Source organism: Rhodococcus sp. P4_C10, assembly GCF_056402135.1.
In genome coordinates this window covers 13,446-29,230 of the sequence record NZ_JBFUHZ010000047.1, presented here as the reverse complement: position 1 = coordinate 29,230, position 15,785 = coordinate 13,446, and the positions used below count along the sequence as shown (strand labels likewise).

18 protein-coding genes are annotated in these 15,785 nt (G+C 67.8%); 2 read left to right on the top strand and 16 right to left on the bottom strand.

Annotated features, from left to right (window positions below; all coding sequences use genetic code 11):
• Positions 1 to 519: 519 nt before the first annotated feature.
• Positions 520 to 1,782: a UDP-N-acetylglucosamine 1-carboxyvinyltransferase gene (gene murA, locus AC1DWC_RS22680; RefSeq protein WP_477911649.1), complete on the bottom strand. Its 1,263-nt coding sequence runs from the start codon at positions 1,780 to 1,782 to the stop codon at positions 520 to 522.
• Between the two features lie 58 nt (positions 1,783 to 1,840).
• Here murA and AC1DWC_RS22675 point away from each other — a divergent pair, with 58 nt between their 5' ends.
• Positions 1,841 to 2,428, top strand: a complete 588-nt coding sequence (locus tag AC1DWC_RS22675; protein WP_477911647.1) for a cob(I)yrinic acid a,c-diamide adenosyltransferase — start codon at positions 1,841 to 1,843, stop codon at positions 2,426 to 2,428.
• Positions 2,429 to 2,516: 88 nt separating this feature from the next.
• Here AC1DWC_RS22675 and AC1DWC_RS22670 read toward each other — a convergent pair whose 3' ends face one another.
• From AC1DWC_RS22670 to prmC, 13 genes are all read right to left on the bottom strand, one after another.
• Entirely contained in the window at positions 2,517 to 2,939 is a 423-nt protein-coding gene (locus AC1DWC_RS22670) for a DUF2550 domain-containing protein (RefSeq protein WP_477838922.1), read from the bottom strand.
• A 54-nt stretch (positions 2,940 to 2,993) separates the two neighbouring features.
• Positions 2,994 to 3,362 carry a F0F1 ATP synthase subunit epsilon gene (locus tag AC1DWC_RS22665; RefSeq protein ID WP_072846395.1) on the bottom strand — a complete coding sequence of 123 codons (369 nt, stop codon included), beginning with the start codon at positions 3,360 to 3,362 and terminating at the stop codon, positions 2,994 to 2,996.
• 6 nt (positions 3,363 to 3,368) lie between these two features.
• Positions 3,369 to 4,814 carry a F0F1 ATP synthase subunit beta gene (atpD, locus tag AC1DWC_RS22660; protein ID WP_072846396.1) on the bottom strand — a complete coding sequence of 482 codons (1,446 nt, stop codon included), beginning with the start codon at positions 4,812 to 4,814 and terminating at the stop codon, positions 3,369 to 3,371.
• Between the two features lie 4 nt (positions 4,815 to 4,818).
• Positions 4,819 to 5,790 carry a F0F1 ATP synthase subunit gamma gene (locus AC1DWC_RS22655; RefSeq protein WP_072846397.1) on the bottom strand — a complete coding sequence of 324 codons (972 nt, stop codon included), beginning with the start codon at positions 5,788 to 5,790 and terminating at the stop codon, positions 4,819 to 4,821.
• 49 nt (positions 5,791 to 5,839) lie between these two features.
• The gene (gene atpA, locus AC1DWC_RS22650; RefSeq protein ID WP_072846398.1) at positions 5,840 to 7,483 is read right to left on the bottom strand and encodes a F0F1 ATP synthase subunit alpha; all 1,644 of its coding nucleotides are present in this window, start codon (positions 7,481 to 7,483) and stop codon (positions 5,840 to 5,842) included.
• Positions 7,484 to 7,553: 70 nt separating this feature from the next.
• Complete coding sequence (locus tag AC1DWC_RS22645) at positions 7,554 to 8,378, bottom strand: F0F1 ATP synthase subunit delta (protein WP_477911644.1); 825 nt, start codon at positions 8,376 to 8,378, stop codon at positions 7,554 to 7,556.
• Positions 8,379 to 8,383: 5 nt separating this feature from the next.
• Positions 8,384 to 8,944, bottom strand: coding sequence for a F0F1 ATP synthase subunit B (locus AC1DWC_RS22640; protein ID WP_477911642.1), 561 nt, complete (start codon positions 8,942 to 8,944; stop codon positions 8,384 to 8,386).
• A 4-nt stretch (positions 8,945 to 8,948) separates the two neighbouring features.
• Positions 8,949 to 9,200 (bottom strand): ATP synthase F0 subunit C, encoded by a 252-nt coding sequence (locus tag AC1DWC_RS22635; protein WP_477838932.1) that lies wholly within the window; start codon positions 9,198 to 9,200, stop codon positions 8,949 to 8,951.
• Between the two features lie 70 nt (positions 9,201 to 9,270).
• Positions 9,271 to 9,996, bottom strand: coding sequence for a F0F1 ATP synthase subunit A (gene atpB, locus AC1DWC_RS22630; protein ID WP_477838934.1), 726 nt, complete (start codon positions 9,994 to 9,996; stop codon positions 9,271 to 9,273).
• Between the two features lie 425 nt (positions 9,997 to 10,421).
• Positions 10,422 to 10,874 carry a hypothetical protein gene (locus AC1DWC_RS22625; protein ID WP_477911640.1) on the bottom strand — a complete coding sequence of 151 codons (453 nt, stop codon included), beginning with the start codon at positions 10,872 to 10,874 and terminating at the stop codon, positions 10,422 to 10,424.
• A gap of 17 nt (positions 10,875 to 10,891) precedes the next feature.
• Positions 10,892 to 12,013: a glycosyltransferase family 4 protein gene (locus AC1DWC_RS22620; RefSeq protein WP_092776441.1), complete on the bottom strand. Its 1,122-nt coding sequence runs from the start codon at positions 12,011 to 12,013 to the stop codon at positions 10,892 to 10,894.
• Positions 12,014 to 12,131: 118 nt separating this feature from the next.
• The gene (locus tag AC1DWC_RS22615) at positions 12,132 to 12,800 is read right to left on the bottom strand and encodes an L-threonylcarbamoyladenylate synthase (protein WP_477911638.1); all 669 of its coding nucleotides are present in this window, start codon (positions 12,798 to 12,800) and stop codon (positions 12,132 to 12,134) included.
• A gap of 82 nt (positions 12,801 to 12,882) precedes the next feature.
• A complete protein-coding gene (prmC, locus tag AC1DWC_RS22610; protein ID WP_477838940.1) occupies positions 12,883 to 13,782 on the bottom strand; it encodes a peptide chain release factor N(5)-glutamine methyltransferase in 900 nt (299 codons plus the stop codon).
• Between prmC and AC1DWC_RS22605 the strand changes: the two genes are divergently transcribed.
• Positions 13,771 to 14,106: a hypothetical protein gene (locus tag AC1DWC_RS22605; RefSeq protein ID WP_477911636.1), complete on the top strand. Its 336-nt coding sequence runs from the start codon at positions 13,771 to 13,773 to the stop codon at positions 14,104 to 14,106. The two genes, prmC and AC1DWC_RS22605, sit on opposite strands and share 12 nt — an antisense overlap.
• 27 nt (positions 14,107 to 14,133) lie before the next feature.
• Here the strand turns inward: AC1DWC_RS22605 and prfA are convergent, their stop codons facing one another.
• The gene (gene prfA / locus AC1DWC_RS22600) at positions 14,134 to 15,213 is read right to left on the bottom strand and encodes a peptide chain release factor 1 (protein WP_477911634.1); all 1,080 of its coding nucleotides are present in this window, start codon (positions 15,211 to 15,213) and stop codon (positions 14,134 to 14,136) included.
• A 182-nt stretch (positions 15,214 to 15,395) separates the two neighbouring features.
• Positions 15,396 to 15,629: a 50S ribosomal protein L31 gene (gene rpmE / locus AC1DWC_RS22595; protein WP_027503018.1), complete on the bottom strand. Its 234-nt coding sequence runs from the start codon at positions 15,627 to 15,629 to the stop codon at positions 15,396 to 15,398.
• Between the last annotated feature and the right edge of the window lie 156 nt (positions 15,630 to 15,785).

Here is a 15,785-nt window from a genome sequence, read left to right as displayed (position 1 = left end):
GGAGTACCAAATAATTTGGCACTGACATTCATCGGCACACTGTTGAGTTCTCAAAGAACACGCACACACCTTCACACCCGAGATTAGCTCTCTCGGTGTTCCGGGGCAACTTTTCCAGCCTAACTCATCACTGCCGCCGGCGCAAACCGGCTGGATGTTCTGGCTGAAAGGGGTTCTTGTCAGGCTTTCGACGTCCTACCTCGTGTCCCGTACCTCTCGGTCCGGGTCGGTGTCCGTGTCGCTCTGACTCGACAAAAGTTACGTGAGCGTGAACCCCGAAGCAAATCGCCAGGTCACGCACATCGGCCGGCCGCATCGCTCCAGGTCAGCGCCCGACCACCGGTCCGAATTCCGTCCTGAACCGCAGATTCCGGCGATGTGACGCCGACCACCCTGCCCCGTGGGCCGGCGCCGAGGGCCCATGCAAGTGCCCCCCCCTGCATGCAAGAAGGGCACCGCCGCTCGCAGCCGCGAGAGGTGGTGCCCTTCGTTCATGTGCAGGTGGCGGGACCGAATGCATCAGCCGGCGTCGGTGACCCGGACGATGTCGCCGCCGAGCGCCGAGAGCTTCTCGACGAACATCGGGTAGCCGCGATCGATGTGGTAGACGTCGTGGACCTCGGTGGTTCCGTCCGCGACCAGGGCGGCGAGCACCAGGCCCGCACCGGCGCGGATGTCCGAGGACCAGACCGGCGCACTCGACAACCGGGTGATCCCGCGGACCACCGCATGGTGTCCGTCGGTCCGGGCGTCGGCACCGAGGCGGATCATCTCCTCCACGAACCGGAACCGGGCCTCGAAGACGTTCTCGGTGATCATCGACGTCCCGTCCGCGACCGCGGCCAGGCCGATCGCCATCGGCTGCAGGTCGGTGGGGAATCCGGGGAACGGCAAGGTCGCGAAGTTGACCGCCTTCGGCCGCGACTCCTGGACCACCCGGAAACCGTCGGCCTCGGGTGTGACCTCGGCGCCGGCCGAACGCAGCTTGTCCAGTACCAGCGAAAGGTGCTTCGGGTTCACCCCGCGCACCCGGACGTCGCCCCGCGTCATCGCAGCGGCGATCCCCCAGGTCGCGGCGACGATCCGGTCGCCGATCACCCGGTGCGTCGTCGGCTCCAGCCGACGCACCCCCTGAATGGTCAGGGTCGACGAACCGGCGCCCTCGATCCGGGCGCCCATCCGCACCAGCATGTTGCACAGGTCCACGATCTCGGGCTCCCGCGCGGCGTTGTCGATCACCGTCTCGCCCTTGGCCAGGACCGCCGCCATCAGGATGTTCTCGGTGGCGCCGACAGACGGGAACGCCAGCCGGATCTGCGCACCGTGCAGGTCGTCGGCCTCCGCGACGAGGCAGCCGTGCTGGATCTCGCTGCGCGCGCCGAGCAGTGCCAACCCGGTCTGGTGCATGTCGAGCGGGCGTGACCCGATCGCGTCGCCGCCCGGCAACGCCACCACCGCACGCCGGCACCGTGCCACCAGCGGCCCGAGCACACAGACCGAGGCCCGGAACTGCGTCACCGCCGGGAAGTCGGCGTGGAACTTCGGCTCGGCGGGCGTCGTGATCCGCACCGTGTCGCCGTCGAGTTCGACGTCGCAGCCCAGTCCGCGCAGGACCTCGGCCATGTACGGCACGTCGAGGATGTCGGGGCAGTTGGTGATGACGGTGGTGCCCTCGGCCAGCAGGGCCGCGGCCATCAACTTGAGCACGCTGTTCTTCGCGCCACCCACCGAGACCTCACCGGTCAGTCTGTTGCCACCGGTGACAAGAAAGCGTTCACTCACAGTCCGACAGCCTAGTCAGGTCCCCCGGTGCCGGATGCCACGCCGGTACCGTGACGGCATGGCAGTCCACCTCACCCGCATCTACACCCGCACCGGCGACGACGGCACGACGGGACTCAGCGACTTCTCCCGGGTCTCGAAGAACGACCCGCGACTGATCGCCTACGCCGACTGCGACGAGGCCAACGCATGCATCGGCGTGGCACTCGCGCTCGGCGAACCGAGTCCGCAGATCATGTCGGTGCTCCGCCAGATCCAGAACGACCTGTTCGACGCCGGCGCGGACCTGTCCACCCCGGTGGTCGAGGATCCGAAGTACCCGCCGCTGCGGGTGACCCCGGCCTACGTCGAGCGGCTCGAGGCCTGGTGCGACGAGTTCAACGAGCCGCTGGCCCCGCTGAACTCGTTCATCCTCCCGGGCGGCACCGTGCTGGCGGCGCAGTTGCATGTCGCCCGAACGGTGACGCGGCGGGCGGAGCGGGCGGCCTGGGCGGCGGTCGATGCCAGCCCCGCCGACACCAATGTGCTGCCGGCGAAGTACCTCAACCGGCTCTCGGACCTGCTGTTCATCCTCGGCCGGGTGGCCAATCCGGACGGCGACGTGCTGTGGCACCCGGGTGCGGGCGGAACCGATTCCGGCGCCTGACCGCACCGGCACCTGACCACCCGGCGTCTGCCCCCACACACAAGAGAACCCCGACCGGAATTCGGTCGGGGTTCTTGTTTCGTCGGCGTCAGGCGGGCCGGCCGCGCATGGAGCGGCCGTCCGGGCGCGACTCCACCCAGGAGAGGAAGGCGGTGAGCGCACCGCGGTCGAGGGCGACCTCGTAGCTGCGCTCGCCGTCGACCACCGACAGGATCAGGATCTCGTCGGTCATGATGTCGTACTCGGTCTCGCGGGGACCGCGCCGCTCCCCCAGCTCGATGCCCTGACGGTCCAACCGGATGTCCGGTCCGGGCCGCAGGCTCGACAGCTTGAGGAAGACGAGACTGTTCTCGCCGTACCGGATGACGCCGTGCCGCCAGCCGTGCCCGGCCGCGGCGGGAGTCACCCGGAGAATCGCCGCGGTCCCGCCGCGGCGCAGAACGCTCAGTCGATACACGAAAGCCGCGACGAGCGCCGCGAGCAGGACAACCAGAACGAAGAGAACTGTCACTCCGATTGTCACTGCCCGTGGCCCTGCTCGTCGCGGCTGTCTGTGTCTACCGGGTCAGGCCCGCTCGACGGCGCGCAGGCGCCCCTTGGCGATCGCGATCGCCTCGAGGTCGTCCTGCGTCTCCGCGAGCACTGCCTTGGCGGCCTCCACGTCGATGTCGCCGGCAAAGTCCGCGGACTCGGCCAGGATCGTCACCGAGGTGCCGGTCACGGAGAGGAAGCCACCGTGCACCGCGGCGACGACGCGGTCGCCCTCGCCGGTGGTGATGGCGACGACACCCGCCTCGACCAGCTGACCGAGGACCGGCTCATGTCCGTACATGATGCCGATCTCGCCCTCGGTGGTCTGGGCGCTGACGAGCGTCGCCGTGCCCGACCACAGACGCCGCTCGACGGCGACGAGCTCAACGGTCATCTCAGCCATGGTCGACTACTTCCCTGCGATCTTCTTGGCAGCGGCCTCGACGTCGTCGAGTCCACCGCAGCTGTTGAACGCCTGCTCGGGCAGGTGGTCGAACTCGCCCTTGCAGACACGGTCGAACGCCTCGATGGTGTCCGCGAGCGGCACCACGGAGCCGGCCTCGCCGGTGAACTTCTCGGCGACGATGAAGTTCTGACCGAGGAACTTCTGGATGCGGCGCGCGCGGCCGACGAGGATCTTGTCCTCTTCCTGCAGCTCGTCCATACCCAGAATGGCGATGATGTCCTGCAGTTCCTTGTACTTCTGCAGGATCCGCTTGACCTCGTTGGCGACGCGGAAGTGCTCCACGCCGACAATGCCGGGCTCGAGGATGCGCGAGGTCGACGTCAGCGGGTCCACAGCGGGGTAGATACCCATCTGCGAAATCGGACGCGAGAGCTCGGTGGTCGCATCGAGGTGCGCGAAGGTGGTCGCCGGTGCCGGGTCGGTGTAGTCGTCGGCGGGCACGTAGATCGCCTGCAGCGAGGTGATCGAGCGGCCACGGGTCGAGGTGATGCGCTCCTGGAGCTCACCCATCTCGTCCGCGAGGGTCGGCTGGTAACCCACGGCCGAAGGCATACGACCCAGCAGGGTCGAGACCTCGGAACCGGCCTGGGTGAACCGGAAGATGTTGTCGATGAAGAGCAACACGTCCTGGTTCTGCACATCGCGGAAGTACTCCGCCATGGTCAGTGCCGACAGGGCGACGCGCATACGCGTTCCCGGCGGCTCGTCCATCTGGCCGAAGACAAGGGCGGTGTCCTGGAGGACGCCCATCTCTTCCATCTCGAGGTGGAGGTCGGTGCCCTCACGGGTCCGCTCACCGACGCCTGCGAACACCGAGGTGCCGGAGAACTCGCGGGCGATACGGGTGATCATCTCCTGGATCAGAACGGTCTTGCCGACACCGGCACCACCGAACAGACCGATCTTGCCGCCCTTGACGTACGGGGTCAGCAGGTCGATGACCTTGATGCCGGTCTCGAGGATCTCGGTCTTGCCCTCGAGCTGGTCGAAGGCGGGGGGCTTGCGGTGGATGCCCCACTGCTCGCCGTCGCGACCGAGGCCCGGGGTGTCGAGGCAGTCACCGAGGGCGTTGAACACGTGGCCCTTGACGACGTCGCCGACGGGAACCGAGATCGGCTTGCCGGAGTCGACGACCGCGGTGCCGCGCACCAGGCCGTCGGTGGGCTGCATCGAGACGGTGCGCACCAGGTTGTCGCCCAGGTGCTGCGCCACCTCGAGGGTCAGCGTCTTCGCGACCGTCGGCAGAGTGACCTCTGCGTTCAGGGCGTTGAACAGTGCGGGAACGGCGCCGCGCGGGAACTCAACGTCCACAACGGGACCGATGACCCGCACGACTCGGCCGGCGGTTGCCGCACCGTTCGCGTTGGTTTGGGTTACTGCTGCGGTCATGTGTCTAGTCACTTCCTGCGCTCGAGGCGAGCGCATTCGCGCCACCGACGATCTCGCTGATTTCCTGGGTGATCTGGGCCTGGCGCACCTGGTTTGCCTGACGGCTCAGGGTGTTCACCAGCTCGTTGGCGTTGTCCGTGGCCGCCTTCATGGCGGTCCGACGTGACGCCGACTCCGACGCCGCGGCTTCGAGCAGCGAGGAGTAGATGCGGGTGTTGATGTACTTCGGCAGCAGCGCCGACAGCAACACACCCGCTTCGGGCTCGAAGTCGTACTGCGCGGTGGGATGAGCACCGTTCGAGTCGGTGAGCATGTCCTCGCCGAGCTCGAAGTTCTCGTCCTGGTACGCCACCTCGAGCGGAGCCATCCGCCGGACCTCCGGCGTCTGGGTCAGCATCGACACAAAGCGGGTGTAGACGATGTGAAGCTCGTCGACGCCCTCGATGGTGCCCTCGCCGTTGTACGCCGGAACCTCGTTGCCCGAGCCGGCCATGAACAGCTCGACCAGGTGACGGCTCGCCCGTGCGGCGTCCGCGTAGCCCGGGTCCTGCGAGAACCCGGTCCACGAACCCTTCAGGTCCCGGTCGCGGAAGGTGTAGTACGTCAGGCCCTTCGCGCCGAGCACGTACAGCACCGGCTCCTTGCCCTCGCTGCGCAGCAGCGCGAACAGCTCCTCGGCCTCCTTGAGGACGTTGGAGTTGTAGCCGCCACACATGCCGCGGTCACTGGTGACCACGAGCACGGCCGCACGCTTCGGGTTCGCCCGCTCGTTGAGCAACGGGTGGTCGAGCGATCCCGAGGCACTCGCCAGCGCGGAGAGCACCTTGGTGATCTCCTCGGCGTACGGCTTGGAAGCCGCGACCCGGGTCTGCGCCTTGGTGATGCGGGAGGTGGCGATCAGCTCCTGCGCCTTGGTGATCTTCTTGGTCGAGTTGACTGACTTGATACGTGAGCGCAGTTCGCGCAGGCTTGCCATCTACTCAGTCACACTCCCTTCCCACAAGTCGAGGACACGGCAGTCACGCTCACTTGGTGACGTGCTTGCGCGTGACGGAAACCTGCTCCTGGCTGACCTCGTCGGCACCCAGTGCGCTGGCCTCGGCCTCGTTGACCACGCGGCTGCCGTCCGACGCCAGGAAGCCCTGCTTGAACTTGTCGGTCGCCGCCACGAGGGCCTTGGTCGAGTCCGCGTCGAGAGCCTTGCCGCCCTTGATCGCCTCGTAGACGCCGGCCGCGTTGCGGTGCAGGTCCTCGAGCAGCTCCGCCTCGAACCGGCGGACATCGCCGACCGGCACGGAGTCGAAGACACCCTCGCCCGCGAGGTAGATCGAGATGATCTGGTCCTCGACGGCAATCGGGGAGTACTGGTCCTGCTTGAGCAGCTCGACCAGACGCTGGCCGCGCTCGAGCTGGGCCTTGGAGGCGTCGTCCAGGTCGGAGGCGAAGGCGGAGAACGCCTCCAGCTCACGGAACTGTGCGAGCTCCAGACGCAGCGAACCGGAGACCTTCTTCATGCCCTTGGTCTGCGCGGCGCCACCGACTCGGGAGACCGAGATACCGACGTTGATCGCGGGGCGGATGCCCTTGTTGAACAGGTCGGACTCGAGGAACACCTGACCGTCGGTGATGGAGATGACGTTGGTCGGGATGTAGGCCGAGACGTCGTTGGCCTTGGTCTCGATGATCGGCAGCGCGGTGAGCGAGCCACCACCGAGGGCGTCGGACAGCTTCGCCGAGCGCTCCAGCAGACGGGAGTGCAAGTAGAAGACGTCACCCGGGTACGCCTCGCGGCCCGGCGGGCGACGCAGCAGCAGCGAGATGGCGCGGTACGCCTCGGCCTGCTTGGTCAGGTCGTCGAACACGACCAGGACGTGCTTGCCCTGGTACATCCAGTGCTGGCCGATGGCCGAACCGGTGTACGGCGCGAGCCACTTGAAGCCGGCGGAGTCGGAGGCCGGGGCGGCGACGATGGTGGTGTACTCCATCGCGCCCTGCTCCTCGAGCGCCTGCTTGACGCCGGCGATGGTGGAGCCCTTCTGACCGATGGCGACGTAGATGCAGCGAACCTGCTGCTTCGGGTCGCCGGTCGCCCAGTTGGCCTTCTGGTTGAGGATGGCGTCGACGCAGACCGCGGTCTTGCCGGTCTTACGGTCGCCGATCACCAGCTGGCGCTGGCCACGGCCGATCGGGGTCATCGCGTCGATGGCCTTGATGCCGGTCTGCAGCGGCTCCTCGACCGGCTGGCGCTCCAGCACGGACGCGGCCTGCAGCTCCAGCGCGCGGGTCTCGGTGGTCTCGATCTCGCCGAGGCCGTCGATGGGCTGGCCCAGCGGGTTCACGACGCGTCCGAGGAACGCATCGCCCACCGGCACGGACAGCACGTCGCCGGTGCGCTTGACCTGCTGGCCCTCCGCGATGTGCTCGTAGTCACCCAGGATGACGGCACCGATCTCGGTGGCATCCAGGTTCAGTGCCACGCCGAGGACGCCGCCGGGGAACTCCAGCAGTTCGTTGGCCATTGCCGAAGGCAGGCCGGTGACGTGCGCAATGCCGTCACTGGTGTCGGACACCGCTCCGACCTCCTCGCGGGAGGCCTCCGGGGAGTAGCTCGCGGTGTAGTTGTCGATCGCGCTACGGATCTCGTCGGAGGAGATCGTCAGCTCCGCCATGTTCTTCCTGCTCTCGGTATCTGGTCTTCGAATTGATCTGGAGGTTGGTGCTGCGAGGCGCAGCGCCGGACTACTTGAGGTTCTTGCGCAGCGTCGCGAGTCGTCCCGCCGCGCTGCCGTCGATGACCTCGTCGCCCACGCGAACCACGAGACCGCTGAGGAGCTCGGGGTCGACCTCCACGTGCACGGTGACCGGCTTCCCGTAGGTCCGGGTCAGGGTCGCGGCGAGCCGCTCCACCTGTGCGCTCGACAGCGGCGAGGCGCTGCGCACGTGCGCAACCGCCTTGTCACGTCGGGCCGCGGCCAGCTCGGCCAGCTCGTTGAATGCGTCCGCCGGGGCGGTGCGCAGTCGACCGGCTGCCTGGATGGCCAGCGCCTCGGTCACCGCGGTGACCTTGCCGTACAGCAACTTCGACAGCATCTCGCGCTTGGCCGCAGTAGGCCGGGCCCGATCGGACAGGGCCTGCTCGAGCGCGGGGTTACCCGCGACGATGCGACCGAGCCGGAAGAGCTCGTCCTCGACGGTGTCCAGCTGGTTCTGGTCGTCGGCCGCGCGAAGCAGCGACTCCCGTCCCAGCAGCACCAGCGAATTCCGAAGGTCGGCGGAGCTGGACCAGTCCTGGCCCGCCGCTGCCTTCAGGGTCGCCAGCGTCTCGGCGGAAACCTTCGCCGAGAACACCTGCTCGGCCAGCCCCTGCCGCACAGCCGCGGGGGCCGACGGATCGGCCAGTGCGGCGCGCAGCGTGCGCTGGCCGTCGAGGGTCTCGACCGCCGTGAACAGCTCTGCGCCGGTCTGTGCCGCAGCCGCAGTCGCCGCGCCGGCCGAGACTCCGGCCAGCGCTGAATCCAGGACGCTCCTCGTATGAGTCAGCGCCTCACGGCTTGCTGCGTACATGGTGCTCACTTTCCGGCTGCGGAGTTCGCGCTGACGGTGTCCAGTTCACTGAGGAAACGGTCGATCGTGCCGGCCCGCTTGACGTCGTCGGAGAGCGACTCCCCGATGACCTTCTCGGCGAGGTCGACCGCGGTGCGGCCGAGATCGCTGCGCAGTTCGGCCACGATCTGCTGACGCTGCGCGGCGAGCTGGCTGCTGCCGGCGGCGACGATGCGGTCGCTTTCCTCCTGGGCCTGGACCTTCATCTCGGCGATGATCTGCTGACCCTGGGTGCGGGCATCCTCGCGGATGGCCGCGGCCTCGGTACGAGCCTCGGCGAGCTGGGCGCGGTACTGCTCCAGCGTCTCCTTGGCCTCCACCTGGGCCTCTTCGGCACGCTTGATGCCGCCTTCGATCTGGTCGCTGCGCTCGGCCAGCACCTGCTGGAACTTCGGAAGGATGAACTTCCAGAAGGCAAAACCGATGATGACGATGCAGACCGTCGACCACACGATGTCGTAAGTCTCGGGGAGGAGGGGATTGATGTTCTCCGCCTCCGAGGCTGCGATCACTGCAATGTTCGACATTCGATCAGCCGAACAGGAAGCCGGCGACGATACCGATCAGCGCGAGGGCCTCGGTGAATGCAATACCGAGGAACATGTTGGTGCGGATCTGGCCGGAGAGCTCGGGCTGACGCGCGATGCCCTCGATGGCCTTACCGACGACGATACCCACGCCGATGCCGGGGCCGATGGCCGCGAGACCGTAGCCGATGGCGCCGTAGCCCTTGCCCGTGGTGGTCTGCTCAACCGCGGCCTGTGCCAGGTACGAGAGGCTCATGTGGTGTTCCGTTCCCTTTCTGTTGCCCCTTGCCGGGATCGGCGAGGGGTCAGGTTTGTGTGTAGTGCGGTCAGTGCGAGTCGGCGTGGAGCGCCAGGTCGATGTACACGGCGGTCAGCAGGGCGAATACGTACGCCTGCAGGAAGATCACCAGCAACTCGAAGAGGGTGAATCCGAAGCCGGCTGCCAGCGAGAACACACCGAAGATCTTCATTCCGGCCGCAGCCTCGAAGAAGAAGAACTGGGTGGCGCTGAAGAACAGCACGAGCATGAGGTGGCCGGCCAGCATGTTCGCCATGAGACGGACGGTGAGCGTGAACGGCCGAAGGATGAAGGTCGAGATGAACTCGATCGGGATCAGGATCACGTGCAACGCGATCGGTACGTCAGGAACAACGATGCTGCTCTTGATGTACTTGAAGAAGCCGTACTTCTTGATACCGACGTAGTTGAAGGTGATGTACGCGATCGCGGCAAGCACGATCGGCATACCGATCCGCGCATTCGGCGAGATGTTCAGCAGCGGAATGATGCTGGACACGTTCATGAAGAGCACCGCGAAGAAGATCGTCGCCAGGACCGGCAGGAAACGCTTGCCCTGTTCCTTGCCGAGGATCTCGTCGGCGATCTGGTCCTTGACGAACGCGAGCCCCATCTCGGCCACGTTCTGGACGCCGCGCGGGATCAGCCGCGGGCTGCGCATCGCGATCGCGAAGAAGGCGAGCAGCACGACCGTCATGAGGATGCGGATCAGCATCAGTCGGTCGAGCTCGAAGGGGGTCCCCTCGAACAGCACAGCGGGAGGGAAGAAGTCTGCAAGTGACGGCGGATGGAACTCCGCGGCCAGGGTCGTGACGCTCAGCGGTCTCTCCCGTAGTCGTGGCCGCAGGCGGCATCGCCTGCGGTTCGATCGGACATTGACGAAACAAGTCGACAAGGTCGGCTCGCGTATTCGTCAGCAGCTGTGAGCCCGTTCCAGGGCTCGTGCGTCTGTCGGTGTCGGCGGACTGTCGTCGACTCGGCGACCACCCCACGACGCTCCGGTCATGTCGAAATCCAACATGCGAAACCGTCGATCGGGGCCACCTGTGCGGTTGCGGGACGACGCGGAATTGCGAGATTTGCGTCGTTCCTACCCTCGCTTGGGCATGACCCTATCAAGACATCTACGACGTTGTGTAGACAGGGTCCCCGCAAAACAAATTACTACAGGCTGTCGTACTACTTCCCGTCGGAATCGGGCTCCTCGGAGGCGGGCACGACGTACGGCACCTTGATCTTGAGCAGCCCGTAGGTCTCGGCGCCGAGGACGATGATCAGGGCCAGCACCATGACGATGACCAGCGCGCCCTTGCTGTAGAAGTCCATCCCCTTGAGGATGCCCAGCACCAGGATCGCCAGGATCATCTTGAGCAGCCAGCTGCCCAGCAGGACCGCACCCGAGGTCGCCGGCGGGAGCTTCTCGGTGAACAGGACGGCGAGCGCGGTGCAGAGCACGAAGCCTCCGCCGACCGCGACGCCGATGAGCGCACCCCACAGCCCGGCCCAGCCGGCGACCAGGCTCGCCACGATCGACCCGACCACCGCGAGGGCGATCAGGCCGAAGATGCCGTACCGCACCGCGGCGCGGAGCGGGGCGGACTGGTCGGGCACGGGGTTCGGAGAAAAAGTCACGGTCCAAGCCTAGCTGGCTACGCCTGCCGGTCCCGATCCCGTCCGTGGTCCTGCTGCACCCGCAGCGAGGGGACGGCCGTGACCACCAGCGCGAACACCAGTCCGCCGGCGAGCAGCAGCACCACCAACCGGCGGTCGATCAGCGCCGATCCCACCGCACCGAACGCCAGCACACCCACCCACAAGTAGATGAGCAGGACGACCCGCCGATGCGAGTGCCCGATCTGCAGCAGGCGGTGGTGCAGGTGCATCTTGTCCGGACTGAACGGGCTGCGACCGGCCATGGTCCGACGGATCACCGCGAGGAGCAGGTCCAGGACCGGGATGAACATCACCGCGCCCACCAGCAGCAGCGGGGTGAGCAGGCCCAGGATGTCGCGAGAACCGTAGGCGTTGAGCGAGATCCGCCCGGACGCACTGGTCGAGATCGCGGCGAGCATCAGGCCGATCAGCATCGAACCGGAGTCGCCCATGAAGATGCGGGCCGGTTGGAAGTTGTGCGGGAGGAAGCCGAGGCAGGCGCCGGCCAGCGCGGCCGCGAGCATTGCCGGCGGGTACGCACTCACGTCGCCGCCCTGCTCGTGCAACAGCCCGACGGAGAACACGCAGATCGCCACCGAGGAGATCAGGCCCAGTCCCGCCGCGAGACCGTCCAGGCCGTCGACAAAGTTCATCGCGTTGATCATGACCACCGCGACCAGCACGGTGAACAGTCCGGCCTGGAGTTGGTCGAGGATCAGCGTGGTGCCGCCCCAGGGCAGGTACAGCGCGAACCAGCTGACCCCCATCACCACCAGCACGCCCGCGGCTGTGACCTGGCCGACGAACTTGGTGAGGGCGTCGAGGCCCCAGCGGTCGTCGACGACGCCGACCAGCACGATCAGCAGGCCCGAGACCAGCGCGGCCGGGATGTCCTGGGTGTTGTACTCGAATCCCCGGGCCAGGGCGGGCAGTTGCTGCGCGAAGAGCAGCGCGACCGCGAACCCGAGGTACATGCCGATCCCGCCGAGCCGCGGTGTCGGCGTGACGTGCACGTCGCGGTCGCGTGGGACCGCGACCGCGCCGAACCGGATCGCGAACAGCCGCACGGCGCCGGTGGCGAGGAAGGTGACCACGGCCGCGGTGAACAGCACCAGCATCAGTTCCCGCAACGGCACGCCGGCGCCGCGATTGGACTGCGCCTCGAACGCCGATCCGGCCAGAAGTACGGTATCGGCGGCGATCACGTCGACGACGGTACCCGCAGATGCGTCGCCGTCATCCCGCCGCGCCCCCGCCGACCAGGGACTCCACCGGCATGCCGAGCACCTCGGCGACGGCGGCCGCCGGCACCGCGCCCTCCCGCAGGATCCGGGGCTCGTCCGCGGTCAGGTCCACGATCGTCGACGCCACCGCGTGTTCGGCCGGTCCCCCGTCCAGGTACACGCTGGCCGCGGCGCCGAGCTGGTCGCGCGCCTGCTCCACCGTGGTCGACGGTGCGTGACCGGAGATGTTGGCGCTGGAGACCGCGAGCGGTCCCACCTCGCGGAGCAGTTCGATGGCAACCGGGTGCAGCGGCATCCGGAGCATCACGGTGCCCCGGGTGTCCCCCAGGTCCCAGGCCAGCGAGGGTGCCTGTTGCACAACCAGACTCAGCCCGCCGGGCCAGAAGGCGCGGATGAGCTCACGCGCCTGCGGACGGACGTTGAAGACCAGCCCGTCGATGGTGTTCCACGAGCCCACCAGGACCGGCACCGGCATGTCGCGGCCACGTCCCTTGGCGCGCAGCAGGCTGGTCACGGCCTCGCCGTCGAAGGCGTTGGCGGCCAGTCCGTAGAGGGTGTCGGTGGGGACCACCACCAGACGCCCGGCCTTGAGCGCGTTGGTGGCGGCGGTGATGCCCGCCTCGCGCGAATCGGTTTGCCGGCAGTCGTACACAGTGCTCACATCGTCATCCTTCCATCCGCGCGATTGTGGCCCGACCGACCCCACCACGCCGGGGTCTTCTGCGCCCGGTTTACGGCCCACTTCAGCGGGCGCGCGCCGCCTCGGTCTCGGTCGCGACCCGGCGGGCCACCACGAATCGAGGCTTGCCCGCGAGGTCGGAATGCTCTGCGACGTCACCGAACACCCGACGCTCGGCCAGCATGGCCGCGACCTGGGCGCCATTGGTGTCGTCGTGTTCGATGGCGAGCGCGCCGCCGATGCGCAGCCAGCGCGCGATGTTCGAGACCATCGGGGTGATGACCGACAGCCCGTCCGGACCGCCGAACAACGCGAGGGCCGGGTCGTGCTCGGCCACCTCAACGTCCAGTTGCGCGCCGGACGGGATGTACGGGGGGTTGGACACCACCACGTCCACCCGTCCCTCCAGTTCGGTGAGCAGGCCGCGGTCCGTCACGTCGCCCTGGTGCAGGGTGATCGGGGTGTCGCCGTCGCGGGCGCGGGTGTCGGCGTTGCGCCGCGCCCAGGCCAACGCGCCGGGGTCGAGTTCCACGGCGTGAACCACCGCGTCCGGACGCGCATGGGCCAGCGCCAACGCCAGCGCACCGGAGCCGGTGCACAGGTCCAGGACCACCGGACGCTCCCCCGCGGTGCCCTCCAGGACGGCCAGCGCCCAGGCCAGCAGCAGCTCTGTCTCCGGCCGCGGCACGAACACCCCGGGCCCCACCTGCAGGTCGATCTCACCCATCGAGGCCACACCGGTGATGTGCTGCAACGGAATTCGCTCGGCACGACGGGCGACCAGCGCGCGGTACTCCTCGATCACCTCGGCGTCGACGAGCGGCACCAGGCCCAGTCGGCCCCTCTCGACGCCCACCACGTGGGCCGCGAGAAGTTCCGCGTCGATGCGCGGGCTGTGCACGCCGGCCTCCTCGAGGAGACGGGTGGCTTCGAGGATCGCTAGGCGCAGGGGTTGACGGCTCACGCGGTCAGCCTGCCACGCCGTCAGGAAGCAGACACGTACAGGTCACGAACCACGCGGACCGTCTGCAACGAGCAGGGCAAGACCGGCCCCGATGTCAACTGGATCAACGTCAACACCGGCGAGACCGGAGCCGGCGTGATGGCCCCCGAGAAGGGCATCCTCAACGCGCCGGCACTGCTCGTCGAACCCGAGGGCGGCACCGCGATCACCGCCGTGTGGGGCATGTACGAGAACTCGAAGGGCGAGAACTGCTTCCTGCTGCCGGGCATCGACGTCAGCCAGCTGGCCGGCGAGCCCGACGAGCCCGAGGTGCCCGGCGACTGACCGACCCGGTGGACCGGCCGCGACGAGTCACTCCGCCGCGAGCCTGGCCTCTCGGTCCGACTTGCCGAGCGCGTCGAGCAGCGCGTCGAGGTCGCCGTCGAGCACCGCGTCCAGGTTGTGTGCCTTGAACCCGATCCGGTGGTCGGTGATCCGGTTCTCCGGGTAGTTGTAGGTGCGGATGCGCTCGGAGCGGTCGACGGTGCGGACCTGGCTCTGGCGTCCGGCGGATGCCTCGTCCGCGGCGGCCTCCTCGGCCGCGGCCTGCAGCCGGGCAGCGAGCACCTGCATCGCCCGCGCCTTGTTCTGCAGCTGCGAACGCTCGTTCTGGCAGGTCACGACGATGCCGGTGGGCAGGTGGGTGATCCGGACCGCGGAGTCGGTGGTGTTGACGCCCTGCCCGCCCTTGCCGGACGAGCGGTACACGTCGATGCGCAGATCGGTCTCGTCGATCTGCACCTCCTCGACCTCGTCGGGCTCGGGGTAGATGAGCACGCCGGCGGCGGAGGTGTGCACGCGACCCTGGGACTCGGTCACGGGAACCCGCTGGACGCGGTGCACGCCGCCCTCGAACTTGAGCCGGGCCCAGACGCCGTCCCGGGTGTCGCCCTTTGACTTGATCGAGATGGTCGCGTCCTTGTAACCGCCGAGATCCGAGATGGTGGCGTCCAGCACCTCCACCCGCCAGCCGTGCCGCTCGGCGTACCGGACGTACATCCGGGCCAGGTCGGAGGCGAACAGTGCGGATTCCTCGCCGCCCTCCCCCGACTTGACCTCGAGCACCACGTCGTCGCCGTCGTGCGGGTCGCGAGGGGCGAGCAGGTCCGTCAGTGCGACGTCGAGCTCGGCGACCGTGGCCTCCAGCTCGGGCAGCTCGGCGGCGAAGCTGGAGTCGTCGGCGGCCAGTTCACGGGCGGCCTCGAGGTCCTCGCGGGCCGAGTGCAGCTTGGTGAGCGTCGCCATCACGGGGGCGAGTTCGGCGAACCGCTTGCCCACCCGTCGCGCGGCGGCGGGGTCGTTGTGCAGCGCCGGATCCGACAACTGCTGCTCGAGGCCGGCGTGTTCGGCCAGGATGTCGTCGATGGCCGACGGCTGGGTGTTGCCCGCCATGGTTCGCTCCGCTCTCAGTCTTCTCGCGTGGCACGGACTACTCGCGTGTCATGCCTGTCCTTGCGTGTCGCGCACGCGCCGGTCGTTCCAGGTACCCCAAGTGTGCGCACTCCCCGCGGTACCGCACAAAAAAACCGACGCCCGGCCTGTGAATGAACACAGGACGGGCGTCGGCAGTGAAGCTAGCTGTCGGCGTCGGCCTTCTTGCCGGCGCGCTTGCCGTAGCGAGCCTCGAAGCGCGCGACGCGTCCACCGGTGTCGAGGATCTTCTGCTTGCCGGTGTAGAACGGGTGGCACTGCGAGCAGACCTCGACGTTGATCCGTCCGGACTCCTTGGTGCTGTGGGTCTCGAACGTGTTACCGCAACCGCAGACGACGGTGGTCGCCACGTAGTTGGGGTGAATTCCTGCCTTCATGGTGTCCCTTTCGGTGGTCGCCGGGTCGCCCTCGCCACTCGAGGACGTGAACCGGAACCGGACATGGTTTTGCCGTGCACTCGGCGGATGCCGTGAGACGCGAGGTCTCATTGTGCCAGAGCCGCCTATGTAGTCCTAAACGGCCCTGGCACAATT

What these genes read in the sequence shown, in the direction of transcription:
- AC1DWC_RS22675 (WP_477911647.1), top strand. Translation starts at nt 1,841, where the DNA reads ATGGCAGTCCACCTCACCCGCATCTACACCCGCACCGGCGACGACGGC.
- AC1DWC_RS22665 (WP_072846395.1), bottom strand. Translation starts at nt 3,362, where the DNA reads ATGGCTGAGATGACCGTTGAGCTCGTCGCCGTCGAGCGGCGTCTGTGG.
- atpD (WP_072846396.1), bottom strand. Translation starts at nt 4,814, where the DNA reads ATGACCGCAGCAGTAACCCAAACCAACGCGAACGGTGCGGCAACCGCC.
- AC1DWC_RS22655 (WP_072846397.1), bottom strand. Translation starts at nt 5,790, where the DNA reads ATGGCAAGCCTGCGCGAACTGCGCTCACGTATCAAGTCAGTCAACTCG.
- atpA (WP_072846398.1), bottom strand. Translation starts at nt 7,483, where the DNA reads ATGGCGGAGCTGACGATCTCCTCCGACGAGATCCGTAGCGCGATCGAC.
- AC1DWC_RS22645 (WP_477911644.1), bottom strand. Translation starts at nt 8,378, where the DNA reads ATGTACGCAGCAAGCCGTGAGGCGCTGACTCATACGAGGAGCGTCCTG.
- AC1DWC_RS22640 (WP_477911642.1), bottom strand. Translation starts at nt 8,944, where the DNA reads ATGTCGAACATTGCAGTGATCGCAGCCTCGGAGGCGGAGAACATCAAT.
- AC1DWC_RS22635 (WP_477838932.1), bottom strand. Translation starts at nt 9,200, where the DNA reads ATGAGCCTCTCGTACCTGGCACAGGCCGCGGTTGAGCAGACCACCACG.
- AC1DWC_RS22620 (WP_092776441.1), bottom strand. Translation starts at nt 12,013, where the DNA reads ATGCTGGTGCTGTTCACCGCGGCCGTGGTCACCTTCCTCGCCACCGGC.
- prfA (WP_477911634.1), bottom strand. Translation starts at nt 15,213, where the DNA reads ATGGCGGGCAACACCCAGCCGTCGGCCATCGACGACATCCTGGCCGAA.
- rpmE (WP_027503018.1), bottom strand. Translation starts at nt 15,629, where the DNA reads ATGAAGGCAGGAATTCACCCCAACTACGTGGCGACCACCGTCGTCTGC.